The 25,507-nt window shown below is 43.3% G+C and carries 23 protein-coding genes and 1 other RNA gene; 11 read left to right on the top strand and 13 right to left on the bottom strand.

Annotation, left to right across the window (positions count from 1 at the left end; genetic code table 11):
- Nucleotides 1-1,827, bottom strand: a complete 1,827-nt coding sequence (locus QXL29_01875; GenBank protein MEM2283338.1) for an iron ABC transporter permease — start codon at nt 1,825-1,827, stop codon at nt 1-3.
- A gap of 57 nt (nt 1,828-1,884) precedes the next feature.
- Nucleotides 1,885-2,226, bottom strand: coding sequence for a hypothetical protein (locus tag QXL29_01870; protein ID MEM2283337.1), 342 nt, complete (start codon nt 2,224-2,226; stop codon nt 1,885-1,887).
- Nucleotides 2,227-2,457: 231 nt separating this feature from the next.
- On the opposite strand from QXL29_01870, the gene QXL29_01865 reads away from it, so the two are divergent.
- Together QXL29_01865 and QXL29_01860 are read left to right on the top strand one after the other, a co-directional pair.
- Entirely contained in the window at nt 2,458-3,807 is a 1,350-nt protein-coding gene (locus QXL29_01865) for an RsmB/NOP family class I SAM-dependent RNA methyltransferase (GenBank protein ID MEM2283336.1), read from the top strand.
- Nucleotides 3,808-3,813: 6 nt separating this feature from the next.
- Nucleotides 3,814-4,524, top strand: a complete 711-nt coding sequence (locus tag QXL29_01860) for a nucleotidyltransferase domain-containing protein (GenBank protein MEM2283335.1) — start codon at nt 3,814-3,816, stop codon at nt 4,522-4,524.
- 60 nt (nt 4,525-4,584) lie between these two features.
- Here the strand turns inward: QXL29_01860 and QXL29_01855 are convergent, their stop codons facing one another.
- Nucleotides 4,585-5,427, bottom strand: coding sequence for a BtpA/SgcQ family protein (locus tag QXL29_01855; GenBank protein ID MEM2283334.1), 843 nt, complete (start codon nt 5,425-5,427; stop codon nt 4,585-4,587).
- Between the two features lie 88 nt (nt 5,428-5,515).
- Here QXL29_01855 and QXL29_01850 point away from each other — a divergent pair, with 88 nt between their 5' ends.
- The 5 genes from QXL29_01850 (at nt 5,516) to QXL29_01830 (ending at nt 12,354) form a co-directional block, all read left to right on the top strand.
- Nucleotides 5,516-6,664 carry a DUF1464 family protein gene (locus QXL29_01850; protein ID MEM2283333.1) on the top strand — a complete coding sequence of 383 codons (1,149 nt, stop codon included), beginning with the start codon at nt 5,516-5,518 and terminating at the stop codon, nt 6,662-6,664.
- 151 nt (nt 6,665-6,815) lie between these two features.
- On the top strand, nt 6,816-8,162 hold the full coding sequence (locus tag QXL29_01845) for an acetyl ornithine aminotransferase family protein (protein ID MEM2283332.1): 1,347 nt from the start codon (nt 6,816-6,818) through the stop codon (nt 8,160-8,162).
- 18 nt (nt 8,163-8,180) lie between these two features.
- Nucleotides 8,181-9,548 carry a CoA-binding protein gene (locus QXL29_01840; protein ID MEM2283331.1) on the top strand — a complete coding sequence of 456 codons (1,368 nt, stop codon included), beginning with the start codon at nt 8,181-8,183 and terminating at the stop codon, nt 9,546-9,548.
- Nucleotides 9,549-9,641: 93 nt separating this feature from the next.
- Nucleotides 9,642-11,732 carry a thiamine pyrophosphate-dependent enzyme gene (locus QXL29_01835; protein MEM2283330.1) on the top strand — a complete coding sequence of 697 codons (2,091 nt, stop codon included), beginning with the start codon at nt 9,642-9,644 and terminating at the stop codon, nt 11,730-11,732.
- Between the two features lie 4 nt (nt 11,733-11,736).
- Nucleotides 11,737-12,354, top strand: coding sequence for an indolepyruvate oxidoreductase subunit beta (locus QXL29_01830; protein ID MEM2283329.1), 618 nt, complete (start codon nt 11,737-11,739; stop codon nt 12,352-12,354).
- 28 nt (nt 12,355-12,382) lie between these two features.
- Here QXL29_01830 and QXL29_01825 read toward each other — a convergent pair whose 3' ends face one another.
- The gene (locus QXL29_01825; protein MEM2283328.1) at nt 12,383-13,360 is read right to left on the bottom strand and encodes a cysteine synthase family protein; all 978 of its coding nucleotides are present in this window, start codon (nt 13,358-13,360) and stop codon (nt 12,383-12,385) included.
- A gap of 141 nt (nt 13,361-13,501) precedes the next feature.
- Between QXL29_01825 and QXL29_01820 the strand changes: the two genes are divergently transcribed.
- Nucleotides 13,502-14,521 carry a membrane dipeptidase gene (locus QXL29_01820; protein MEM2283327.1) on the top strand — a complete coding sequence of 340 codons (1,020 nt, stop codon included), beginning with the start codon at nt 13,502-13,504 and terminating at the stop codon, nt 14,519-14,521.
- Here QXL29_01820 and QXL29_01815 read toward each other — a convergent pair.
- From QXL29_01815 to QXL29_01795, 5 genes are all read right to left on the bottom strand, one after another.
- Nucleotides 14,518-16,032 carry a gamma-glutamyltransferase family protein gene (locus tag QXL29_01815; GenBank protein ID MEM2283326.1) on the bottom strand — a complete coding sequence of 505 codons (1,515 nt, stop codon included), beginning with the start codon at nt 16,030-16,032 and terminating at the stop codon, nt 14,518-14,520. The genes QXL29_01820 and QXL29_01815 overlap by 4 nt on opposite strands.
- Before the next feature lie 82 nt (nt 16,033-16,114).
- Nucleotides 16,115-16,434, bottom strand: an RNA gene (rnpB, locus tag QXL29_01810) — RNase P RNA component.
- Nucleotides 16,435-16,461: 27 nt separating this feature from the next.
- Nucleotides 16,462-16,749: a hypothetical protein gene (locus QXL29_01805; GenBank protein MEM2283325.1), complete on the bottom strand. Its 288-nt coding sequence runs from the start codon at nt 16,747-16,749 to the stop codon at nt 16,462-16,464.
- Between the two features lie 125 nt (nt 16,750-16,874).
- Complete coding sequence (locus QXL29_01800) at nt 16,875-18,176, bottom strand: hypothetical protein (protein MEM2283324.1); 1,302 nt, start codon at nt 18,174-18,176, stop codon at nt 16,875-16,877.
- An 84-nt stretch (nt 18,177-18,260) separates the two neighbouring features.
- Nucleotides 18,261-18,548, bottom strand: a complete 288-nt coding sequence (locus tag QXL29_01795; protein ID MEM2283323.1) for a hypothetical protein — start codon at nt 18,546-18,548, stop codon at nt 18,261-18,263.
- Here QXL29_01795 and QXL29_01790 point away from each other — a divergent pair.
- Nucleotides 18,532-19,830 carry an ABC transporter substrate-binding protein gene (locus QXL29_01790; protein ID MEM2283322.1) on the top strand — a complete coding sequence of 433 codons (1,299 nt, stop codon included), beginning with the start codon at nt 18,532-18,534 and terminating at the stop codon, nt 19,828-19,830. The two genes, QXL29_01795 and QXL29_01790, sit on opposite strands and share 17 nt — an antisense overlap.
- Before the next feature lie 156 nt (nt 19,831-19,986).
- Here the strand turns inward: QXL29_01790 and QXL29_01785 are convergent, their stop codons facing one another.
- Together QXL29_01785 and QXL29_01780 are read right to left on the bottom strand one after the other, a co-directional pair.
- Entirely contained in the window at nt 19,987-21,459 is a 1,473-nt protein-coding gene (locus tag QXL29_01785) for a radical SAM protein (GenBank protein ID MEM2283321.1), read from the bottom strand.
- Nucleotides 21,460-21,491: 32 nt separating this feature from the next.
- Complete coding sequence (locus QXL29_01780) at nt 21,492-21,923, bottom strand: hypothetical protein (GenBank protein MEM2283320.1); 432 nt, start codon at nt 21,921-21,923, stop codon at nt 21,492-21,494.
- A gap of 113 nt (nt 21,924-22,036) precedes the next feature.
- Here QXL29_01780 and QXL29_01775 point away from each other — a divergent pair, with 113 nt between their 5' ends.
- Entirely contained in the window at nt 22,037-22,417 is a 381-nt protein-coding gene (locus QXL29_01775) for a Rid family detoxifying hydrolase (GenBank protein ID MEM2283319.1), read from the top strand.
- Nucleotides 22,418-22,456: 39 nt separating this feature from the next.
- Here the strand turns inward: QXL29_01775 and QXL29_01770 are convergent, their stop codons facing one another.
- Nucleotides 22,457-23,626: a M20/M25/M40 family metallo-hydrolase gene (locus tag QXL29_01770; GenBank protein ID MEM2283318.1), complete on the bottom strand. Its 1,170-nt coding sequence runs from the start codon at nt 23,624-23,626 to the stop codon at nt 22,457-22,459.
- 2 nt (nt 23,627-23,628) lie between these two features.
- The gene (gene cysS / locus QXL29_01765) at nt 23,629-25,056 is read right to left on the bottom strand and encodes a cysteine--tRNA ligase (GenBank protein MEM2283317.1); all 1,428 of its coding nucleotides are present in this window, start codon (nt 25,054-25,056) and stop codon (nt 23,629-23,631) included.
- Between the two features lie 290 nt (nt 25,057-25,346).
- Between cysS and QXL29_01760 the strand changes: the two genes are divergently transcribed.
- Nucleotides 25,347-25,478, top strand: a complete 132-nt coding sequence (locus QXL29_01760; GenBank protein MEM2283316.1) for a hypothetical protein — start codon at nt 25,347-25,349, stop codon at nt 25,476-25,478.
- Nucleotides 25,479-25,507 lie beyond the last annotated feature (29 nt).

Genomic DNA, 25,507 nt, shown 5'->3' with positions numbered 1-25,507 from the left:
TCATACACCTATAAACGCGTATCTTTGCTTCAAAAATACATTAGTTACAAATATTATTAATAGCTGTGTTATCACTATGAGAACAGCCATAGCGGCAGCTAATTGAAGTCCTGCTAAACGTCCACTAGTTAAGAAGTCTAGCATGACTGCAGTCAGGGGTTTCTGCCCTGCCGCTATAGCGCCCACAGTAACTGAAACGCTTGTTTCAGCTACTGAGTACACGAAAGCTAATAACGCACCACTAAGGACGTTAAGACCTAGTAACGGTATGATTATCGTGGCTAAGGTCCTCAACCTAGAAGCACCTAAATTCATCGCCGCCTCCTCGTAAGCTACGTGTATCTGCTGAAGACCAGCATAAATTACTCTAGTAGCGAAAGGAGACCTTCTAATCGTGTACGCTAGTACGACCAGCAACCAAGGTCCGTAACCTGAAAGAGGGTCTAAAGGCGTGTCTTTGAAGGGCCATGAAGTAAACATGATTATGTATCCAGAAGCTATTGCTAGACCTGGTATAGCTAGAGGGGAGGTACTGACCATATCTATGATTTCATTCAAAGTGCGGAGTCTGCTTCTAGCAACCACGTACGCTGATGAGAGGCTTAACACTGTTATTAGTGCTGTAGCCATCACCGCGTACTTGAGACTATTAGTTAGCCCCGTAAAAACCTCTGGATTAACAAGTATGTTCGCGAAATGGTCTAACGTAAAGCCTTCTGGATACGCTCTAGACCACCTCACACTAAAAGCTGTTATAAAAACACCTATTTGTGGCATGGCCGTGAATATCATTATAGGCAATACTACCAAGTATATTATTAGACTACCCACTAATCCAGGCTTCCTAGTCCTGGGCACCCACCTACCGCCTCTACTCAACATAGCATACTGCTTCAGAGACACGTATCTCTTAATTCCGAAGAATATAGACAGTGCTAGGGCTAGCAAAACTATAGATAATGCACCAACATACGCACCCACCTCACCTATGTTCTGAGCTGCCTTAATATTACTGTAAATACCGTAAGAAAGCACATCATAAAATCCGTAAGCTATCGGACCTCCTAAATCCTCCATAGAAAAAATAAAAACTACAGCAGCGCCTGCGGCAAGACCAGGTAGCGAGAGAGGCAACGTAACACTCCTGAAGAGTTTGAAGCCTCTAGCGCCTAAGTTCTCAGCTTGCTCCTCTAGACTAGGGTCTATCAACATCATACTCGAGTATATGTTTAAGTAAACTATTGGCCAGAAAGCCATAGACTGAGTTAATATAACACCGAACATCCCGTCAACATTAATCCTTAATGGCATCCCTAAAACCGTGTTTATAATGTAAGAGAATAACCCGTCAAATGAGAAGAGCTTTTTTATGATGTAAGCGTTGACGAAGGGGGTCATTAAGAGCGGCATGTAAGCTATGACACGCATAATTAACTTACCTCTGAAATCATAACGTGCCATAATGAAAGCCACAACTAAGCCTAGCAAGGTAGTTATTAATGTAACGAAAGAAGCTATTATCAACGTGTTCGGAATAACCCCGAAATTCCATCCTATCAAATTAACTAGAGTAGTAGCGCCTATCTGAGCTACTATCACGGGTTCTGTAGTTGAGTACGTCCTGAAGAGTCTGGGGTCACTAAATAATTCGATGAGTGAATACCCAGTCTTAACGCCACTAACCAGCCTCTCTAAAGTGAAGACTAATGGGAGCGAAACCATCTCTACTAGAGGTAATATAAGGAACGAAAAGAATAACACGAGAGCAAGAACCATCATGAATATTAACACTCTATCTAGATATCTCAAACTATTCTTTATGCTCAAAGTCTACTCACCCCAATATAAACTTAATTTCAGGACATAATTTCCTTAAGCACCAACTCATGTACTGCAGGCTCCGCCACTGCTCTTGCACAAGCTTATTCTAGCAACACCGTTCTTTATTCTTACCTCATACTTATCTGGGTTAACAGGACTTGCAAGCAGTACTAACTTCTTGATATTACGTCCTCTATACTTGAAAGACAATTCTATTTTAAAGGCGTCTATAGGACGAACAACTATAGTCTGAGGGTCTTGGTCTGAGACCTCAGCTATTATTCTCACGTGGTCAGAATACTCTCTTATCTCGACTAACGGGTCTTGCGTTAAGTACTTACTCGGGTCCTCATACCCCACAGTTTTTCTGCTCTCAGGCACTCCTCTTTTCTTTTCTTCAACCATATCTATCCTCTCTTCGTTAGGTCGAGTTTGCTGAGGAGGTCACACTTAATAGAGAGCCTGTTAATCTCCGACCTCCTGTTTAAAAAAGGAGAGAAGCTTATAAAACTTACTCAAACACTATACTTACATAGTTTCAAGATTCTGGTTAAGCTAGTAATCAAGTTGCGGATACGAGATAAAAATCTAAAGTTTCTGAGTTGAATATGATGTATTGGGTAACGAGATGATATGATGAAAGAACCTTACAGTCTTCAGTGGGTGGATGTAGCGGCTCTGATTGATGCTGTGAAGTTAGCTGAGAGTATTAAGCCTTCCCAGCAAGCCAAGAGAAACGCTTTCAAAAAGTTTGGCATTCTCGGAACTAGGCGCGACCCTCCCCTCACCGCCATATTCTATAACATAATGTTAAGACTTGGTCTCATAGATAATTTAATTAAGGAATTTTCAGGCGTGATAAACCCCCTACTACTAGACAGTAATCTCAGAGCAGCTCTCAGAGTTTTCATAGGCTTAATGATTTTTAGCAAAGAGAGAGTCAAGTTTGAAGATTTTGATAAAATTAAAAACAAGGTATCTCAGTACCTCTCAAGAAGTAGCCACCCATTCACTGGTATGTGGTTTTGGGATTTAATAGATAAATTAAAGAATTACGAGTATAAGCCTAGAACGCCTGAGGAGGAGCTCACCTTAAAGCACTTACTACCAGCTTGGTATGTTAAAAAGATACGTGAATTGATTGGCGAGGATGAAGCATCTAAACTCTTTGAAAGCTTTCTAAAAACACCAAAGATATCAGTGAGGGTAAATACGTTGAAAACTACCGTAGATGAGGTTCTCAAAGAGCTTAAAGAGGAGGGAATTAAAGACTTAGAGGTATCTCAGGTAGTACCTACGGTAGTAAAATTTAGGGGGCCCTATAACTTCGACAGGTCGAGCCTCGTGAGGGAGGGTAAGATAGTCATTCAGGACGAGTCAGCAGCCTTAGCAGCAATGCTGTTAGATCCTAAACCTGGTCATGTAGTAGTTGATTTAACTGCTGCTCCAGGAGGTAAGACAGAGTTCTTGGGCGAGTTAATGAAGAATGAAGGAGTTATCTATGCGTTCGATGTAGACCCTATACGCATTAAGAGAATGCAGAGATTACTTGAGAAAACAGGCATCACTATAGTCAAGATATATGAAAGAGACGGGAGGGAAGCTCCTAACATAATCGGTAAAGACGTGGCTGATAGGGTTCTCGTAGACCCTCCATGTAGTTCCGACGGAACCTTAATGAAGAATCATGACCTGAGGTGGAGGCTCGTGGAAGACGAGGTCCCTAAATTAGCACAGCTTCAGTATGAGCTCTTACTAGCAGGATTGAAAATTCTTAAACCGGGTGGGTATCTCTTATACTCTACGTGTTCTCTCCTCAAGGAAGAGAATGAGGACGTGATATCGCGCGTCATTAAGAAAAAGAGAGTTAAGGTAGTGCCTATTAAGGGTCCGTACGAGGAAGGCTTTATTACAGGCACTATGAGGGCGTGGCCCCATAAACATGGTACGACAGGCTTTTTCTACGCTCTCCTCACTAAGGAGTGATGCGTCTTGAGTCCAGTACCGCGTCACAAGATTCAGAGAATACCAGAATTCAGAGAAGTCATTTATGATGAGAAAAGATGGGATCTACTAGCTAAGTTAAGGTCAAGAGCTCTTCACATAATAGAAGACCTGAGTAGTTGCGGGATAAGTGCAGTCGCTCACGGCTCCCTAGCAAGAGGAGACGTGACACCAACTAGCGACGTAGATATAGTGATAACGTATTTAACTCAGCCCTACAAAATCACTTTTTGCCTAGAAAAACTCAATTATTCTATACATAAGCAGTATATAGTTAAGGCTACTCCCGCGTCAACCCCTAAAGCCTACATAGAATTAGATGTTGAGGGTAGAGAAGTAATTTCGTTCCCCCTCAAAGAATCAAGTCCTACTGAATGGGAGTTTTATAAGTTTGGCGGTATTGTGACGCTCGAAGACCTGAGAAAGAATGTTAGGAAGCCTGGTGTTAATAAAAACCTAGTTTTGATAGTGCCGACGGAGAGAGGACATCGTGAAGCACCTGTCATCAGCTATGAGGGTTATGTTGCTTCTCTCTTAGGTGTTTCTATTAATGTAGTAAACGAGAGAGTTAGATTACTGAGTAGGCGAGACCAGGTTGGCAGGACAGGAACATATCTTAAGTATGTCTTGAGGATTGGAGAGAGTATTGAGGAAGCTCTTTCTAAATTGATTAAGGAGGGGAGACTAGAGTTAAGTTGAAAAGTAGCTACGCTCTTGAGCGATCATATTTTATTAAACAGAATATAGCCTCATGCCTGCCTATCTTAGTGTTCGTGTTACCTCATTAAATTTATTGATAAATCGTCTAGCTCTCTCAGCGTCTACAGGATTGCCTGCCTTTCCATCAATCTTGATGAATGAACCCACTATAACCCCATCAGATACTTTCAGTAGTAGCTCAAGATTCTCGGGTCTCGCGCCACTACCTACTATGACTGGTACTGGCGAGATACTCTTTACTTTACTCAAGAATTCCACGCTGGGTTCTTCTCCAGTTCTAGCTCCAGTCACTATCAGCGCGTCAGCTCCCCCTCTCTCTACAGCGTCCGCAACTAATTCTTTTATTGCTTCTCTACTGCTTCTTATTAAGTTGTGTTCTCTGTAAGCTAAGTAGCTTAGGCTAGCTCCGTGCTTACAGAGAATGTCAGCATATACTTTAATTCCCGGATGATTAAATCTAACATTTCTGAGTCTAGGTGCTTCAGGTTCTATAATTCCTGAGTCTGTCAATAAAGTCTCTGTTAATGAATTTACTCTGATGAACTTAGCTCCTGTTGCCAGCGCTACTGAGTAGGCTTCAAGACCTGAATTCCTTAGGAGATTAACTCCTACATCAATGCTGACAGACTTAACGACTTCTCTAGTTATGACTGTGAACGTTGCTAGCGTTAAAGGATCTTTAACTCTTTTTAGGAAGGGGGAATCACCAAAATTCTCGACTATAACGCCACTAAACCCTAATTCTTCAAGTAGTTTAGACTCTCTAGTAGCTCTCTCTAGTATGTCTTCAACTTTAACTTCGCTAGCGTAGTTGGTGCTAGGCAGTCTGGGCAGGTGTATCACTCCAATCAGTAATTTTCCCGAGTTACCAAGTTTTGTCACACTATCACCTTAACTAGCTCTTAATCTATACTGTTGCCGGGAGTATTATTTTTATGAGCGTCTTTATAAGATATAGTTTGGTGTGCTCTTGGTCAGAGTCGTAGGAATAGACCCAGGAACTAAGACCATGGATTTATGCTTGCTTGAGAACGGTGTAGTAAGAGATGAGGTAATTCTTGAATCTAGTGAGGTAGCGCTTAGGCCTGAACTACTCATAAAAGCTGTTGAGAAGCTATCTCCGCACGACCTCATAGTAGGTCCGTCAGGCTACGGGGTTGAGGTGACCTACCTTGATGAAATATCTGACGACATCTTTGAAGAGTGGTATTACACCTACATACTCCTAACTAGTAAGGAAGAAATCGAGTATGGTGTTGCTAGAGGTGATGTAGGCTCCTACGTTTATTACGCTATGGCTAAGACGATGATAGAGTTCAAGAAGCGTCGACTCCCAGTAGTTTTTATACCAGGCATCATAAATCTTCCCACAGTTCAGAACTTTAAGAAATTAAATAAGGTTGATTTAGGAACCGCAGATAAGTTGGCAGTAACTGTCCTCGCAACATATCTACAATCCAAGAGACTTGAGATACCATATAGTGAGGTCTCCTTTATTTTATCTGAGCTGGGTTTCGGCTACAACGCAGTTATAGGGGTTAGTGAAGGTCTTATTAAAGACGCGTTTGGCGGGACTACGATGCCCGGCCCCGGATTTCTGTCAATGGGCTGTGCAGACCTAGAAGTCGTTCAACTAGTTAAGAATTGGTTAAAGACTGACGTGTTTACTGGGGGAGTTTCTTACGCGTCAGGTTGTAGAACTCCTGAAGAGTTAGTTCAGTGTTTTGCTTCTAGACCTGAATGCGATGATTCACTAAATTCTATGCTTGATGGAGTCCTGAAAGCTATTCATGCCTTAACCTACAGTGTCGGAATACCTAAAGAAGTACTTTACTCGGGAAGGCTTTCCAGGATCGACTTAATCAGAAATATGTTGATCAAGAACATCAGAAACTCCAGTGTTTTAGGTTTGGTAAAGGTATTGCCTGTGGGAAATCTCCCAGGCGCCAATAAAGTTAAAGAGACAGCACAAGGTTACGCTTTAGTGGGGGATGGCATAGCAGGCGGTTCTTCCAGAAAACTAATTAATCACATGCGCATCATGGACGCTAAAGGGAATGCACTCGACTATATAAACCATCCTAAATTTGATAAGAGGAGACTCGTTAGGTTTAAGTAGTTTAAAAAGCTGACTTAATATTTCATTAGAAGTAATTAACTACTTAAGAGTGATGTTTTGTCTACATATGAGTAAACAACAGATTTTTATTGTGTTTACGTAAATTCTGGGTTTTAATACCTTTACCGTAAGAGAAGTCGGTGACTAAATTTTGTGGGATTATAAGAGGCCCTCAATAGTTGTCCCGCCTCCCGGTCCTAAAGCTCTTGAATGGATTAAGCGTGATGAAGCACTACTCTCAACTTCCTTAACTAGGACGGCCCCCCTAGTTCCTGCAGAGACTGGTTATGTCTGGATTAAAGATGTTGACGGCAACGTTTTTCTAGATTTTGGTTCAGGGATTGCTGTTACGAATGTGGGTCATAGACATCCGAGAGTTGTTAAGGCATTGAAAGAAGTCATTGATTTACTCGACCATACAAACTCTTGCGACTTCTACAGCCATCTTCAGGTGGTTTATGCTGAGAAGTTACTCCCGCTAATACCGGGAGATTTTAAAAAGAGGGTCTTCTTCGGTAATTCAGGAACAGAGTCTGTAGAGTGTGCTCTGAAAGCTGTTAAGTGGCATTCTCCTGGCAAGCCATACATACTAGGTTTCGTACCAGGCTTTCACGGGAGAACTATGGGTTCGCTGTCATTCACCACAACAAAATTAAGTGCTAGGAGAAGGTTCTTCCCGTTCATGGCTGGAGCTGTTCACATACCTTTCCCTAACACGTATAGGTGTCCCTTCAAAGGTCTTGAAGGAGACGAGTGTGTGGAGGCAGTCTTGTCTTACATTGAGGACTTCTTGTTCCAGCATGTAGTCCCTCCTGACGAGGTTGCTGGAGCGATAATTGAGCCAATACTTGGTGCTGGAGGAGTTGTACCAGCTCCTGAGAGATTCTTGAGAGAGCTGTACAAAATGAGCAGAAAATATGGGTTCTACTTGATAATAGATGAGGTACAGACAGGGTTTGGAAGGACAGGCAAGTTATGGGCAGTACAGCACTATGAAGGCGTGATACCTGACGTAATGACTATGTCTAAGGCCGCGGCGAACGGGTTGCCTTTCGGCCCCTGTGTTGCTAGGGCTGAATTACTTGAGTGGGAGCCGGACGCGCACGAGAACACACTAGGCGGTAACCCGATAGTAGTCGCTGCAGCGATAGCAGTCTTAGACGTGATTTTAGAAGAGAAGCTCCCAGAAAACGCGGCTAAGCAGGGCGAGTATTTAATGAAGAGATTGAGCGAACTTAAAGAGAAATATGAGGAGGTAGGTGACGTGAGGGGTAAGGGATTAATGGTTGGTGTTGAGTTTGTTAAAAGTAAAGAGACGAAAGAACCTAACAAGAAATTTAGGGAGAAAGTCATAGAAGAAGCTTTCAGGAGAGGCCTAATATTACTGGGTGCGGGCATATCATCTCTAAGGCTACAACCACCACTCGTTATTAAGGAAGAACACATAGACGTAGCTGTCGAGATATTAGAGGAATCTATAAAAAGTGCTAGAACTTAAGTAGTGAGAGGTTCGGGCATGAGTTCAGATATAAGATTGTTTTTTGAGCCCAAATCAGTAGCTGTTATAGGAGCTTCTAGAGACCCATTAAAGACGGGACACATCATACTCAGAAACATTATTGAGGGTGGGTACAAGGGAGGAATATATCCGATTAACCCTTCAGCTGACGAGATCCTTGGTTTAAAATGTTATAAGTCAGTTTTAGAAGTTCCTGAAAGCATAGATCTGGCAGTCGTAGTTGTTCCAGCTAGGTTGGTGCCTAATGTTATTAACGAACTAAGCATTAAGGGAGTTAAAGCCGCCGTGATCATTTCAGGCGGTTTCAGAGAAACTGGCACTCAGGAAGGGCTTAGACTAGAAGAAGAACTTAAATTTAGAGCTCGTGAGAGTGGCGTAAGAGTTTTAGGACCTAACTGTCAGGGAGTAAATAATCCTCACGTAGGGTTGTGTGCTTCATGGCCTCTAATAAAGACTAAGGGACCTCTATCCATAATATCACAGAGCGGCACTATAGCAGCAGCTTTCGAGTTGTGGGCTGAGGAGGAGGGCATAGGCGTGAGTAAGATGGCGGCATTAGGGAATAAGATAGATGTTGACGAGACTGACTTACTAGAGTATTTAAGAGAAGACGCTGACACCAAGTCTATTGCTATGTACATAGAAAGCGTTAAAGATGGCAGGAGATTCTTGAAAGTAGCTACTGAGACTAGCCTCGTAAAGCCTGTAGTGGTTCTTAAATCAGGCAGGACTCCTTCAGGGGTTAGGGCAGTAGCCTCACATACAGGCTCGTTAGCCGGCTCTTACGCTATCTACTATTCAGCTTTCAGGAAAGCCGGGATAGCAGTTGCTGATACTATAGAGGAACTCTATGATATGGCTAAGGGTCTAGCTTTACTGCCCAGAACGTACGGTGACCGTGTTCAGATAGTCACTTCTTCAGGAGGTTCTGGAATAGTGTCTGTAGATTATGCAGAGATGCTTGGTTTAAGACTAGCTAACTTAGACGATTCATCTAAGGAGAGCTTACGTAGTGAACTGCCATCCCACTGCATAGTAGGTAATCCGCTAGACCTTACCGGAGATGCTGACGCGTCAAGATACGATAAAGTCTTAAGAGTCCTGGCAAAAGACCCCAACATAGACATAGTCTTAACTATATTCGGCGATCCAATACCTAACGCAAGCGAAGTCGTTAAGAGATGGTTTAATTCGGGGAAGACTATAGTTCCAGTATACATAGGTGGGGGTTCTGTTGAGGTAGTAGAGAGAAGGAAGATGCATGAATCTAGAATACCTACTTTCAAGACACCTGAGCGAGCAGTTAAGGTAGTGAAGGCTTTAGTAGACTACACCAGGTTCTTAAAAATTCATCAAGTCTTATGAAATTAAACCTATTTATTAAGTCTACTACATTATTTAAGTTCTGGTAGTCTCATTGCGTAGTTTAAATAACAGTTTACTAAAATAGATTAATCCATGTTTAAAATTGACGGTAATGCGTTACTTACTTGTGGTGTTGTAGTAGTGCATATTGTTGGACTAGACAAACCCGGAGTTAGGTTCCTTCTTCAAGGTAATGAAGCAGTAGCTAGAGGCGCTTTAGAAGGGGGTGTTCAAGTAGCTACTGGCTATCCCGGCACGCCGTCTTCAGAAGTTATTGAGACTTTGTCTGAGATAGCTAAAGATTACGGGATTTACGTGGAGTGGTCTGTTAACGAGAAAGTAGCTTTTGATGTTGCTGTAGGTGCCGCCGTTGTTGGTGCTCGTGCTCTAGTGACTGCTAAAAACGCCGGGGTTAACTGGTACATGGATATGTTTGCTACGGTAGTTTATGGAGGGCTTCCCGGAGGTCTCGTAGTGTACGCTGCCGACGATCCTGGAGCATTCTACAGCTCTACAGAACAAGACACGAGACCTTTAGCTAAGAGTGTGGGCGTCTTGATTTTAGAGCCTGCTGATCAAGGAGAGTCTAAAGAGATGGTGAAGTTAGGTTTTGATTACTCAGAAAGATTTGAATTACCCGTGTTTGTTAGGTCTGTGACTAGGATTAGTCACTCAACCGGTGACGTATTGTTCGGTGAAATCAAGAAGGAAAGAAATAAAGTCTTCTTCAATAGGCATTACGGGTTGCCCTTCAGATATAACGTTTATGGTCCCTATAAGTACAAGGGTGAGGTAGGTCCTTCAGCTAAGCATGCATGGCAACTAGAAAAGTTAGAAATCATTAAAGAATTTGTTGAGGAAGTGCCTTTTAATTGGGTTGAGGAAGGAGACACAGACGTTGGTATAGTTGCTTCAGGTATTGGATATTCTTATGTTAAAGATGTTTTAGCAAGACTAGACGGTAGTGTTAAACCATGGGTGTTTAAGATAGGGACTCCATACCCTCTCCCTATCAGAAAATTATCTAAGTTTTTGAGCAACTTAAGAGAAGTCTTAGTCGTCGAGGAAGGTGACCCTCTAGTCGAAGAAGAGATTAAGGCTTTGAGCAAGGATTGCTGTCCTGAGATCAAGATTCTAGGTAGAGAGTCAGGCACTATAAGAAGCTTTGGCGAGTTAGGACTCTCTCAAGTCTTGAAAGCTGTTTCTGAGTTGACAGGCTCTAAATATTATGAGCCAAGCAACGAGAGGAGAAATATTAAAGCAGAGATAAAGAAGATCATAGCTCCAAGGTCCTCAATGCTATGTGCTGGTTGCCCGCACTTAGGGACTTACTGGGTGCTCAGATTCGCTCTCCATAAGACAGTTAACAAGTATAGGGATAGGTTTAAGGGTGCCTGGATAGTCAACGGTGATATAGGTTGCTACGAGATGGGCGGTTATGGACTCTTCGCGCGTGAGATAGAGCCCTGGAGAGAAAAAACTACTAAGAGAGTAAGCTTTGATAATCCGTACGAAATTCTCGACACTAACTACATAATGGGTGGTGGTATAGGTTTAGCACAGGGTCAGTATCATGCCGGCTACCGCGAGGGCCCTATAGTAGCAGTAGCTGGTGACTCCACATTCTTCCATGCGTGTATGCCCGCACTACTTAACGCAACATATAATAAGGCCGCGATAACCTTCCTGGTGCTAGATAATTCCTGGACAGCTATGACAGGTCATCAACCAGCCCCCACAACAGGTTTCACTGCCACGGGTTCGCCAAGCAAGACTTACAGAATAGAAGACGTTGCTAGAGCTTTAGGAGTAGATGATGTGTGGGTTGTCGACCCATACGACATAAAAAGCGCTGAAGAAGCTTTATTGAAAGCTATGGACAAGACCATAAATGAGAGTAAAACTACTTTAGTTGTCTTCAGGCGAGAGTGTGCGTTACAAGTGGTTAGGAGACTCACTAGAGAAGGTAAGGTAATAACACATTACCTAGTTGACGTGAGTAAGTGTGTGGGTTGCAGGCTCTGTGTGCAGTTAGGGTGTCCAGCTATTGGGTGGGACGAGAGTTCTAGGAAAGCTTTTATAGACTCTACTCTCTGCGTTTCATGCTCTCTCTGTGCTCAGGTGTGTCCAGTAAAAGCGATAAAACCATCAACTGAGAAAGTAGTGGGTGTTAAGGAGGTGTGACTCAGTGAAGTACTATCATATAATGATAGCTGGTGTTGGGGGGCAGGGTAATCTACTCCTCTCAAGAATCATAGGTGATGCAGCTCTCTCTAGAGGCTTAAGAGTCAGGCTAGGAGAGACTTTCGGCGCGGCTCAGAGAGGCGGGTCAGTACACTCTCACGTGAGAATTGGGAGAGAAGTCTACGGGCCATTGATGCTTGAGGATGAAGCAGACGCGTTACTAGCGCTAGAACCTCTTGAAGGATTAAGACGGGGTGTTCAGTACTTAAAAGAAGGGGGCTTAGCAGTCCTGAATACTAGGAAAGTGAGTTCCATCGATGTTAATGTGGGTATAGCCAAGTACCCCAACATAGAAGAAATAATTGAGTCTTTCAAGAAGTTAAAGGCCAGGATAATATACCACGACTTTACTAAGATAGCTGAGGAAGTGGGGTCCCCAAGACTAATGAACGTCGTTATACTAGGTGTGTTTGCCGGGATCGCTGAGAATGAGCTTCCCTTTACTACGGAAGACTTGAGAACTGCCGTAAGAAACAGAGTTCCGTCAAGATGGGTTGAATTAAATTTAAGAGCTTTCGATAGAGGTTATGAATTCTCTAAGAGTTACTCTAGTAGTCTTTAGTAATCAGTAATTCAGCCTAGAAACAACTTTAAAGACCTTTTTTATTGTTTTCTTGGAAAAGTCTAGTACTGAAATATCTTGCTGCATAGTCTGGAAGAAGAGTAACTATTTTCTTTCCTTCACCAATACCAAACCTTCTAGCTATCTTAATAGCTGCTGCTACGTTAGCACCTGAAGATATTCCTACCGCAAGTCCCTCAAGCCTAGCTAATTTTCTAGACATTTCTATAGCTTCTCCCGAACTAACTACTTCAAAGTGATCTATTAGGTGCTTATACTTCTTAACTATATTCGGCACGAACCCGTCTCCCACGCCTTCTATCTCATGTCTACCCCAGGGTCCTTCTACGCCAGTGTAGAACCAGTGGTATGCTACGGGACATTCGGCAGGTTCTGCACCAACAACGAGGGTTCTGGGATTGACTTCCTTAAGCTTCTTAGCAACACCTACTAGAGTTCCTCCAGTACCTACGTGAGCTACGAAAGCGTCTACAGTACCCAATTGCTTAATTATCTCTTTTCCTGTAGTTTCATAGTGTGCTTCGACGTTTGCTTCATCATCCCACTGGTCTAAGAAGACGTACTTGTCAGGATACTTTCTTTCGAGTTCTCTACCGTACTCTAGAGCTTTAAAAGCGTCTGACTCGCCACCAGGCACCTTAACAATCTCTGCACCGTAATGCTCAATCAATGAGAATCTTTCTCTACTCATTTCTTCCGGAATCACTATAACTACTTTATAGCCTAACGCAGCACCTAAAGCAGCAAAAGCTATCCCAGTATTGCCTGTGGTCGCTACTACTATAGCTTTGCCCTTACTTAGCCTGCCTTCTCTCTCAGCTTTTTTAATCATGTAGAGAGCCATCCTATCCTTAACACTACCTGAAGGATTCATGAATTCTAGCTTAACCCAAATCTCAGCCTTCACATCCTCCGGTATTACTTTCTTAAGCTTCACTACGGGAGTTTCACCTACCACATCCGCTATTGACTCGCCAACTCTCATTCACGAACTCACCTACCCACCTCAAATTAAGGGGGCCTTTCTTATATAAAATATTTCACAGAATCTGAAGAAACGTTAAATACGAGCATCTTACTCAACAAATTTTTATTGTCTCATGTAAGTGAGACGTGGTGTTAAACTTTGGCGTACCCCGTCATAGATTTACATGAAGATGTTTCACTTTACTTCTTGTTATTTGGCGGAGGACAGCCTTTAGCAGACTTTAGCGATGATGTGATGGGCAGAAACGCGGACATGCCTAAGTATGTTCGCGGCAACGTGAGGTTAGTATTCTCGTCTATTTTTCCAGGCACTCACACTTTCGACATAAAACTACTTGAGCAGAGGGGGAGAGATAAGTGGCTACCTAAAGTCATTATGAGGTACCCTCAAATACAAGTCTTTGAGCACCTTAAGATCTATTACTCACTTTCTGAAGCTTACAACATAAGAGTAGTTGAGTCTTTTAGAGAAGCTGACGAGATTATCAGGTCGAGTGACTATAAGTTAGGCTTCATTATTCATGTAGAGGGGGCTGACGCTATCGACGACCCGTACGACCTAGTTCTTCTTAAGAAGCTCGGTGTGAGATCTTTAGGGATAACGTGGAATTACAATAATAAGTGGGCTTCATCCTGCTTCTCAAGTAAAGACTATGGGTTGACTCCTGAGGGAGAAGAACTAGTTAAGTATGCTAACAAGCTAGGCATGATAATAGACTTAGCTCACGCAAGTAAAAAGACTGCAGTAGATGTGCTTCAAGCTTCTAAGAAGCCTGTTATAATAAGTCATGCTAACATAAAGTCACTACACGACCATAAGAGAAACGTAGATGATGAGGTTTTAGAACTCCTCTCGTCAAATAAGGGAGTGATTGGGTTGTCTTTTGTGAGTTCTTTCATATCTTCTAAGAAGAAATCTAACGTTAATGACTTAGTCAATCACTTCGTGTACGTTTACGAGAGATTCGGCTCGAGCATACTAGCTATAGGCACTGACTTTCACGGACTTTTAGGTCTTCCAGGACCTGAAGGACTTGAGTCTGTCGATAAGGTGCAGGTACTTCTAGACGCGTTGAGAGACAGAGGCCTCAACGAATCAGACATTAGGAAGATAGCGTATGAGAATGTTCTTACTTTGTTAGAGAATGTTTTCAGCTAAAGTAGCCCTAGAGCCAAGCCATCACCTCTTACGTCAACGTAACCCGCCTTCACGTTGTCTTTGGTCTCCGCGATTGCCGCCACACCGAGTCTTGCAGGATACTTGACTTTCCGCAACGTATACTCCTCAATAACCCCCTCTTCAAAACCTTCTTCAAGTTCTATGATGTTAGTTCCAGGATACCACACAAATCTGGGGTGTTCTATAGCTTCCTGCGGGTTCATCTTATACTTGAAGATATTCTGGAATATTTCTGCATGTAATTGCGGTCTGAAGTGACCTCCTGAGAGTCCTAAAGCCATCTCTCTATCTCTAGCTACTATTATCATCGCCGAGAGTGTGTGTAAGGGTTTCTTTAGCGGAGCTAGTGAATTCGGGTGATTCGGAATCAGGTTAAAAGAAGAAGCTCTAGAGTTTAAGGTTATACCGTACGTAGGTTCTGTTATTTTAGAGCCAAAAGGATAAAAAAGTGACTGGATCCCTGATACTATGGCGCCCTCACTATCTACGACTGCGAAATAAGTAGTGTCGCCGCCATATACTCTATGCTGGCCTGCGGCGCTACTACGTAGGAAGTCTATGTTTAGTAGCTCGTTCGTTTTAACGTGCATGTAACGTGGGTCTCCCACGTGAGAGTCTCTAATCTTGTATACTGTCTTAAACAGGTGTATGTATGTTTTTAATCTGTTAATAGAGTTCGGCTTGTCAACATGTTCTTCTTCAAGGAGCTTTAGCAGTTGGAGGGTTGTAATGCCTTGAGTATTGGGGGGCATTTCGTATACTGTGATATCATCTAAGGATAACTTAATCGGTTCTCCGATTTCTGCTCTGTAGTTTCTCATGTCCTCGTAGCTTAACACTCCACCCACGGACCTCACATATTGTGAGATCTTGACGGCTATATCGCCTTCGTAGAACTGTCTAGGATCTTCTCTGATGAGTTCTAACGCTTTAATCATGCCGTCAAACCTAATGAGTTGTCCTGGCAAGTAATAGTGGGCGCTACTGTAGTAAGTCTTTCTAGAGCCTTCATCTCTGAGTAGCAGGTCTCTGAAGTTGTTGAGAGCTGTGGCAAAACCTGGCGAGACTGGAAAGCCGTTCTTTAATGAGCTTATCACTAGGTCTACAATCTTTCTCCACTCAAGAGATCCTAGCTTCTCCCACATGAGTCTGAGTCCGTCAACTATTCCCGGAACTACGATTGAGAGAGGCCCTTCTAAGGGGATTTCCTTAAGACCCATTGACTTGATAAGCTCTATGCTCATCATTGAGGGGGCGTAGCCCGAGCCATTGATAAACGTGATTCTCCCTTGAGAGTCTTTAACTAGAGCGAAGAAATCGCCCCCCAAGCCACCTAAATGAGGTATATTAACTGAGAGCATTAAAGATGTAGCTACGGAAGCGTCTACGGCGTTACCTCCAACTTCAAGAATCTTAACCCCTACGGCAGAGGCTAAAGTAGTTTCACTAGCTACTACACCTCTAGAAGAATAGAAAGGAACCCTAAGCACGTACATCACCACATATTAAGAGACTAACACGAGAATAAATAAAAACTTCACATGCTTGCACGAGGTCTTCGTTTTGCTGGGGCGGTGCCGGCTATAGCCCGCCTTCAGTACTACGGCGGCATTAAGCTCAACGGCCTACCCGCGCCTCACGCGGTCCTCATCGGCGCTACTTGGCCTTGCTCCCGAGGGGGCAGCCGTTTCAACGCATCCGCTCCCATACTCAGCGGGTTACTGACGCTTCGTTGCCGAAGCGTCCTCGCCGCCTCATTGACATTCGGGAGCGGCCGTGTCGTTTCTGTGCTGTTGCCGCGGGTCTCCCCGCACCCCTTACGGGGTCCTCGCACCGCGTGGAGGGCGGTGCTTCCTCAGGAGTGCAACTCCCGTGGCCGCCAGCCGGCTCCGCCCAAAACTAATGAGACTTCTAAAGTTTTAAACCTTCGAAATAATTCTGAAGTATCCGAGTCTCAAGGGCTCCGTTGGGTCTTCTGGCTCAACATACCTTACCAACTCTGTTTCTAACCCTACTTCCCTAAAAACATAGACGAGGTCCTCAATCCAGTCATATATGCCGCACCACATGCAAAAACTGCCTGAAAATTTAACAACTATGATATCTCCCTTAACTTCAAGAAGTTCTGCGAAGGCTTCCGGAGCTCTCTGCTTATTGTAGGCTTCAATACCTGCCTTAATTAATTCAATTAGTGCTTCACCACTCATTAAAGACCCTAGTATGTCTAAGTTGAAGAAGATAAATAGTTAACTACTATGTCAACTATCTTAGAACACCCGCATAAATTATTTGAGAGTTGATGATAAAAAAGAGTAGATTCTATGCTCACAACTTACTTCTTTTTCGCAAAAGCCAGGACTAACGAAACTATCGATAAGACTAAAGCTACACCGCCTAAAGCTAGTGATGTAGTAATGTTTGTCGCAGCACCCTCAAGACTTGAAACACGTGACTCTAATGTATTAACAGAACCTTCAAGAGTTGTGACACGGTTATTTAAATTCCCTACCGAGCCTTGAATGTTTGTAACGGTATTCTGTAATGAAGACACTGAATTACTTAAGCTGTTGACGCTTGAGGCTAACTGATTTAAGTCAGAACTTAGTTTCTGAGTCTCGCTGACTACATTCATTAAGACGCTCTTACCTTCAAGCAATTCTTTATAAGCTAGTAACTCACCGTAGTATCTAGTAGCCCATAACACTATGTTCCTAAATAATCTCATACCCTGCATTACGACACCATAATACACGTAGGTCAACCCTGACTGGTAGCCACCGTAGGGCGACTCACCACTCACTATTACTCTATTCTCGTTAGGTAAAATCTCTACAGCTAAGAGAGGAAATACTCCAGTGTCGCCAGGCGAGTATAGCTGGTGAATCATTCCTGGAGCACCAGGCGCTGAGGGCTGATACTCACTTATTTTACCGCCTTCCGTAGTTCTAGCCACTATGTAGACGTTAGGTATTTTAACGTTTATGGGATTAACCCAAGTACCATTATCTAAGACTGCTGCAAGAGGTCCTGGGCCGTGGAATAACGCTACCTGAACACCGTAACCTAACTCAGCAACTTCAGGGTCAGGGTCTACAATCCCCACAACCCTGTAAGTCGCTTTAGCATTTGAGATCGTGTCATCCACAGCAACATAGTCTATTCTTAGGTGGGACCCCAACGCTTCCGCAATCATATTAACCACTTGCTGCGCTATTTCGTTGCCTTGTGCGGGGTAGTCACTATCGCCAGCTAGCCATATAGCTCTAGGTGTACTATTAAACCATGAGACTAGAGCACTTATTTCCTCAGGCGTCACTAGCCTCAACGCCTGCCCGATTATGACCATCTCAACATCTTTCAAAGTAGTTGAGGTAAAACCTCCGTACCTAATCTCAGCATTATTCTTGATATAATCGGGGAGTGTCTCCAGATCTGCTTCACTAGATAGTAGAACGACCCAATTAGCCTCGGGAATCATCTTCATCATTTCAATAACCCCACCGACTGTCTGGCCATGTGATAAGTCTATTAGTATGCCTATCCCGACCTTAGCTGCCTTGAGTTGCGGAGTCACCAAGCCGGTAATGGGGGCGAGAAGCAATAAGAGTAGGGCTATAGTAGCTAACTTACGCATAGAGGCACCTCAATTAGAACTACTACGGAGAGGTTAATAAATAGAATCACGAAAACTGCTAAACGCGTGTATACTCTGAATGAATTAGAAGTTTTTATTTATACGAACTATAATCTTACTGGAGATGAGTATGAAGTACTGTAAAGCACTCTCAAAATTGAGTGTCTTAGTTATTAGTGTCGTGATTTTAAGTGCTGTTGCCGCTACTGTGTTGTTTTTCATGACCACACGAGCACCACCAACAACTACAACACCGACAACCACACCAACCACGACACCGACAACTACACCGACTACAACACCGACTACAACGCCAACTACTACACCAACTACGACACCAACTACGGAGGGTGTAGTGCTGTACGTAGTCACCAGACATTCAGGTGATATTCAGGAAGTCGCTAGAAGTGAGTTCTTGAATTCTGAGATTGCGAGGAGGTATAACATCAAAGACGTTAAATTCGTGTACTTGGAGGCCGGGTGGTGGGTCCCCATTATTCAGCAGAAGAATTACGATGTTGGCTGGGGAGGCGGTCCCACGCTCTTTGATACTCTGTATCAAGCTGGATTACTGGCTCCCTTAACTTCAGGAGAAGTTTTAGATGCAGTGAATCAAATACCGGACTACATAGCCGGCGCTCCGATGAAGAGGTTAGGTCCGGATAACAAGATATATTGGGTTGCTGCGGCAATGTCTTCTTTTGGATTTACCGTGAACTTAGCTACTCTCAATTCTTATGGTTTGCCTCAACCGACTAAGTGGAGTGACTTAGGTAGCGTAGATTACGCTCGTAAGCTCATTCTTTTAGGTAAAGAAGCAGTAGGAATAGCTAACCCAACTCAATCAACCAGCAACACTAGAATGTATGAAATAATCTTACAGGCTTACGGATGGACAAACGGCTGGAAAGTACTAACTACCATGGCTGCTAATGCTAAAGTATATCAGGGGTCAGCAGACGTGAGAGACGGTGTTATCGCGGGAGACATAGATGTGGGGATTACTATAGACTTTTACGGGTATATAGCTCAATCACAAAACCCTGACTGCAAGTATTTAATTCCTACTGGCGAAACAATAGTCAACGGAGACCCTATAGCTCTCCTAAAAACCTCCCGTAACCCTGAAGCTGCTCAGGCCTTCATAGCATGGGTCCTTACTGAGGGTCAGTGGAAGGTTTGGTTTAAGCCTGACATAAACAGACTCCCAGTAAATCCAAGAGCTTTCGAAACTCCTGAGGGAATGAAAAGACAAGACCTCTATCAAGCGTTCCTAGAAATAAACAGAACTGTTGGCATCCCATTCGATGATAACTTAGCCCTATCCTATGAGAAAGCAGTGATACACTACTTCGAGGCTGTATTAGTAAACCTCAATAGTGATTTGAAGCAGGTCTGGAAAACGTTAGTCAGCAAATATCTAAGCGGGCAACTCTCTCAGAGTCAGTTCGATTATTATGTGAGCATTCTTAGCGCCCCACTCACCTACATCGACCCCAAAACAGGGCAAGCGTCAACATTTACGCAGGAAGACGCTATAAGGGTAACCAGCATCGTAGGGAGTGAACCACAAATGCTAGACCTCTATAAGCTTGCGTGGACGCAAGCAGCGTCCCAGCGATATCAGCAAATACTAAGCGAGCTTGGGAGATAAGCTAAGACACACTCATGGTTCAAATCATTATAATTAATTTTCATAGGAACTATAATCACTCTCGTATCGCTTAGCGCGAGTCCTGTTCATTACTGGTGAATCCTTGTAGCGACATTAATTAGAGTAGCTGAGAAAGAGAGTCAGTGATTTTTCTAATTAGTCATGGGTTAGTTCCTCAAGTAGGGGTCTGAGTTTATTGACTTTGTATTTCACGTACCTTATAAAGGCTTTCAAGAGTATCCTGACGGGTAAGTATTTTGATTCTTTAATGTAAAACTTATTCATTATGTCTTCGGCCCAGTATATAGAGTGGTGTAGTGTTTTGAGCATCACGTCTATGTGTTCTCTCCTGATAGCGTTCTTCCTAAACCAGTCTCTATCTTTTAAGGCACCCATAGGAACGAAAAACATGGGCACCACGAGACTTCTATACTGGCGTATCCTGTCTAGGAGCTCAGACGTTTTAATTAAGTCGTCAGGAGTTTCTTCTGGTATTCCCAGAATTAGTGTCACGGCAGGCACTATCCTGTTCTCGTGGAGTATTTTAAGAGCTTCCTCAACTACCTCAGGCCATTTTTCAGGGGGGTATGGCGCTGATTTAGCAGGCATTATTTTCTTAGCTAGGTTCGGGCTACCTGTCTCAAGACCTATCTCAACGCCTAGGTAGTCTTGCTTGTCATATAGTATGTCGTTCATTATCTTAGATAATAATCTGTAGTTGTCTTCAGCAAACTTGACTGCCGCGAAGCTGGTGTGTGCCCAAGCTATGCTGTCTGGAGTTAGTCTTTTAACTAGCTCGTGTAACTTAATTAAAGGTTCTTCTTTAGGCTTAATGCCGTCAGCACCGTATAGCAAGACATCCTCACTATGAAGTATTGTGTTCTTGACCCCGTTACGCACGTTAATCTCTACCTCAGCTCTAATCTTCTCTAGCGGTATGTACCTGAGCGGCCTTAACGTAACCGAACAGAATTTGCAGCCTCTGGGACATCCCCGCATTATCTCTACAAGTCCGTTCACACTCGCTCCTCTAATCACAGGTATTTCACTCACTTGCGGCACTTCATAAGGTCCTACGAAAACGTATTGAGGTAATTCCTCGTTGTTTAAGGCTCTCTCAACTATGTCGCCAATTACTAGCTCAGCTTCCCCGTCAATCACTGTATCAACACCAAACTCACGCATCAACTCAACCTCCCACAACCACTGCCACGCCGCCGGACCACCAGCTATTATTTTTACGCCCTTTTCTCTAGCTTTACGTACCGGCTCACTCCTCATAAATCTCACGAATGATTTCCTATTCACGGGTTCCTTACCTGTGATGAACCACCACTCACTGCTTGGGGGTCCGTAAGCAAAGTAGTCGTGATGTCCTATCATGAGGATCTTCATGTTATTTAAGTGTTTGCTTATATAGTCAGGGTCTATGACGGCTGCCTTGTAACCTAAGTCCTGAAGTCTTGCTTCGATTTTCCTTAGCCCGTAAGGTGCTTCAACAGGTCTACCTAGCTCATCAACTTTCACTTTAGGAGCTGCGATCCACATCCATAAAAACTCAGGGATGCCTATAGCAGGGCCCGTAGTCATGAACCCCAGGAATTCCTTCCCCCTATGGTTTGTCATCATCGTTCTATCAGTAGTTATTACTATCTCAAAACTCACAGACTCTCACCCGCCAGGATTGGTGTGATTCCGAATTGCTTAATTACTTCTAAGTACTCATCACTCAAACTACGTGAAGAATATACTCTGAGGTCGTTGCCTGACTCAACTAGCTTCTGCAGCAGTTTTTTCAGTGAGTCAGCGTCGCGACCAGAATACCTGACGACTATACCTACATGTATATTCGACAAGAGCAAGTCTCTGATTTGCTTAAGGTATAAAGGGGGTGGCAGAGGACTTATTACGTAAAGCTGTATCTTCTTATACTTACCTCTAACACTCTCTCTAATGATATCATACGTTAAATAGCGGTGCATGAAGTCATCTTCCCTACTCAAAATAACTACAGCATTCAATACCTTATGAGAAGTAGCCGCACCCCCGGGATTTGAGAGAGGTGTCACGTGAGGGGGTTGCACGTAATTCATGCACCATGCCTCACTAATCTATTAGTGATAGCTTCATAAAAATGTTTAGCTTTACACAATAATCACTATCATTTATAACTAGTGTTGAGTAATTAATTAACGGTGTCTTTAAAATGAAGTATGTTTATACAGACAAAGCTCCTAAGCCTGTAGGACCGTATTCTCAGGGAGTTTTAGTCGGCAACTTTCTCTTCATTTCAGGGCAGTTGCCCATAAACCCCTTAACTAGTGAGTTAGTGAAGAATGATTTTAAAGGGGCTGCTAAACAGGCTTTAACTAACGTGATAGAGATAGTTCGCGCGTCCGGAGGAGACGTGAGAAACATAGTTAAAGTTACTGTATACTTGAAAGACATAGCCAAGTTTAGTGAGTTTAATGAGGTCTATAGTGAATTATTAGGCGATCATAAACCAGCTAGAGCTGTAGTAGCTGTGTCCTCAATACCTAGAGATGCTGACTTAATGATTGAGGCAATAGCATACATAGAAAGTTAAGTGATTGGGCGAAACACTATGGTGTGACTCTCTATTTCCTTATTTTATCTTGCTTGATAAGTATCTACTCAGTTCCCGAAGCATTACTCTATACATGTCTACAGCTTTCCTCAACTCGACAATCTCAACATACTCGTTAGGTTTATGAGCTAATATCTCATCCCCCGGACCTAAACCAAGTCCTTCAGAGTCAAACTCGTTCACAACAACTAAGTCTGTCGAGAATCTCCAGTAATGTCTTGAGACGCTACTATATGTCTTTTTGAGAGACTCTATTAAGGACTTAATTAGGTTTACGTCCTCGTTTATCCAGCCAGGAAATAACTCCTTAGTACGTAAGAGGTAACCTCTCCAAGACCTAACTTCTTCTTCTCTTAATGAAGGTCTGCACTCAGTTTTCTTCAAGTTCTTTACCTGGTTACATAAATCTTCGTACGTCTTGATTATGTCTGCCTCGCTCCTGCCTGGCAGTAACCTATGATCTATAGTGACTAAACACTTATCAGGTATTTGGGGCTGTATTTTAGGCTGACAGTCGATGAGGGTAGTCGTAGCTGATTCGCTACCAAGTAGTTCGTGAGTGGGTAAGTTACTAGACATCTCAACCACCTTCAAGATAGTTAGGGCGGCGCCTTCAAGAGAGTTAATACCTTCACTAGGCATTGACGCGTGAGCTGAAACTCCAGAAACTTCGATGTCTATTACGGCCCTGCCCCTATGTCCTAAACCTAACTTAAGAGAAGTAGCTTCTCCAGTCACTATCACGTCAGGACGTATTCTCAGTGAGTCTCTTAGAGCGTGTCTTAACGCGACACCCTCAATTATTTCTTCATGTATCGTGTATATCACGTAAAGATCACTTTCTAAAGTCTTCAAATCCTCAAGCGCTTTCACTTGAGAAGCGATCGCGCCCTTCATGTCAACAGCTCCTCTCCCGTATACTCTCCCCTCAATCTCAGCGCCAGAAAAAGGCTCAACAACCCACTGCCTCAAATCACCGGCATCCACAGTATCTAGGTGTCCTTCTAAGACGACAGTCCCCAAACCACTACCCTTTACCGGTGCAATCACATTTCCCACACTATCTATAAATACTTTATCAACTCCTGCATAACCTAAAAACTCTTTAACTATGTTTGCTAAGTCTCCTTCACTTCCCGGTAAGCTCTTTATCTTTACGAGCTCCTTAGTTAATTTAACTACGTCCATGCTTACTTCCCTACCCTGACAACCCACTTAGTGCCTGACGGTGTGTCTTGGAGTTCTATACCTAGTCCTCTCAAATCTTCTCTTATCTTATCTGACAACTCCCACATTTTCCTCTTCCTGAGTTCAGACCTGACATCAACTAACAACTTAATCAAATTCTCAACTAATTCTCCAGTCTTACTCGGTCTCACCACGAAGCCTAGGACGCTGTTCATGTATTCTAGTGTGTTAATGACTAACTCGTGTGTGAGTGCGTCAATATCGCTTCTCTTATTAGTGTATTCGTTTATAGCCGATATTAGGTCTAGGTAGCTAGCTACGGCCTCAGCAGTGTTGAGGTCGTTATTCATGGATGTATCAAACTTTTCTCTAGTCTTCTCAGCTTTCTTTCTTAACTCTATTTCGTCATCACTAACTTTGCTGTCTCTCCTAATTTCTAGTTGCTCTAATCTTGAGTGAGCTACTTCAATCCTGGAGAAAGTCTTGTAAGCGCTCTCAAGCGCGTCCCACGTGAAGTCTATAGGTGACCTGTAATGAGTTTGCAGCAGATATAATCTTAGAGCGTTAGCGCCGTACTTACTGACAGCTTCTCTTATAGTAACGTAATTACCTAAAGACTTACTCATTTTCTCACCACCTACTGTAAGCAGACCTACGTGAATCCAGAAATTAACGAAGGGCTTTATACCCGTAAAAGACTCTGCTTGAGCTATCTCGGCCTCATGATGAGGGAATATCAACTCTACCGCACCGCCGTGTATGTCGTACTGCGGGCCGAAATGCCTGATAGTTATTGCAGTATCTTCTATGTGCCATCCAGGCCTGCCGTAACCCCACGGCGAGTCCCAGCCGAACTCGTATTTAGGCCTAACTCTCCATAAAGCGAAGTCTCCCGGGTTCTTCTTCGTCGGGTCTGGCTCAATCCTGTGAACAATCAATTCTTTAGGGTCCCTACCTGATAACTTGCCGTAGTCACTGAATGTAGTTATGTCAAAGTATACGCCAGTCGGCGTAACGTACGCGTGATTCTCACTCACTAGCTTCTCTATCTGCTCGAATATCTCTCTCAAGTAATCAGAGGCTCTCGCATACAGGTTGGGAGACGTAACATTAAGTGACATCATGTCTTCAAGGAAAAATTTCTCGTACTTCCTAGCAAGATCTAGCGGGTGAACCCCCTCCTCAACCGCTCTCCCAACAATCTTATCATCAACGTCAGTTATGTTAACTATATAAAACAGTGAATACCCTAACCTCCTCAACCAACGCGCCACAACATCAAAGAACACAAAGACTCTCGCGTGACCTATATGAGAATAGTCATAAACTGTGGGACCACACACAAACATAAACACTCTATTACTATTAAGAGGCTTGAATACTTCTAGAGACCTAGTCCTAGTATTATAAATCTTGAGCTCCGCAAACATACCCACCCACTAACACACACCTCTCATAATATTCATAACATAACGATATTTAAACTTGCAACGTGCCCGCGAGTAGGAAAAGACTGTGTATTAGCTACTTAATTTGGTTGTTCGAGCCGTTTAATAGATAATTTTTAATTCAGAACTTGGTGCATGCTGAGCGTGAGGCACGTAGGGGAGTCTCAGAGTTTATAAGTTAATGAGCTCTTAGTGACTGACCTTCTTCTCGCCCTAAAAAGCGAGGCTTTCGGGTTGTAAAGTCTCAGGAGCTATACAAAACCTAGGTTTCCTTGAATTTCAAAGAAATTAATTTAGCCACGTATATGCACACGAGTGAGGAGCTCCTGAAATCTCAGAGAACTAAGCCGGAGGTCGCGCTAACTAACTTCTTAGAAAAATACGTTCACGAAAAACATGCGTGAATACTCTCTTACGGATTTATTAAAAAACA

It is taken from the genome of Zestosphaera sp., assembly GCA_038843015.1.
Classification (GTDB): Archaea; Thermoproteota; Thermoprotei_A; order Sulfolobales; family NBVN01; genus Zestomicrobium.
The sequence above is the reverse complement of the archived record's forward strand: the minus strand, read 5'-3'. Positions and strand labels throughout refer to the sequence as shown.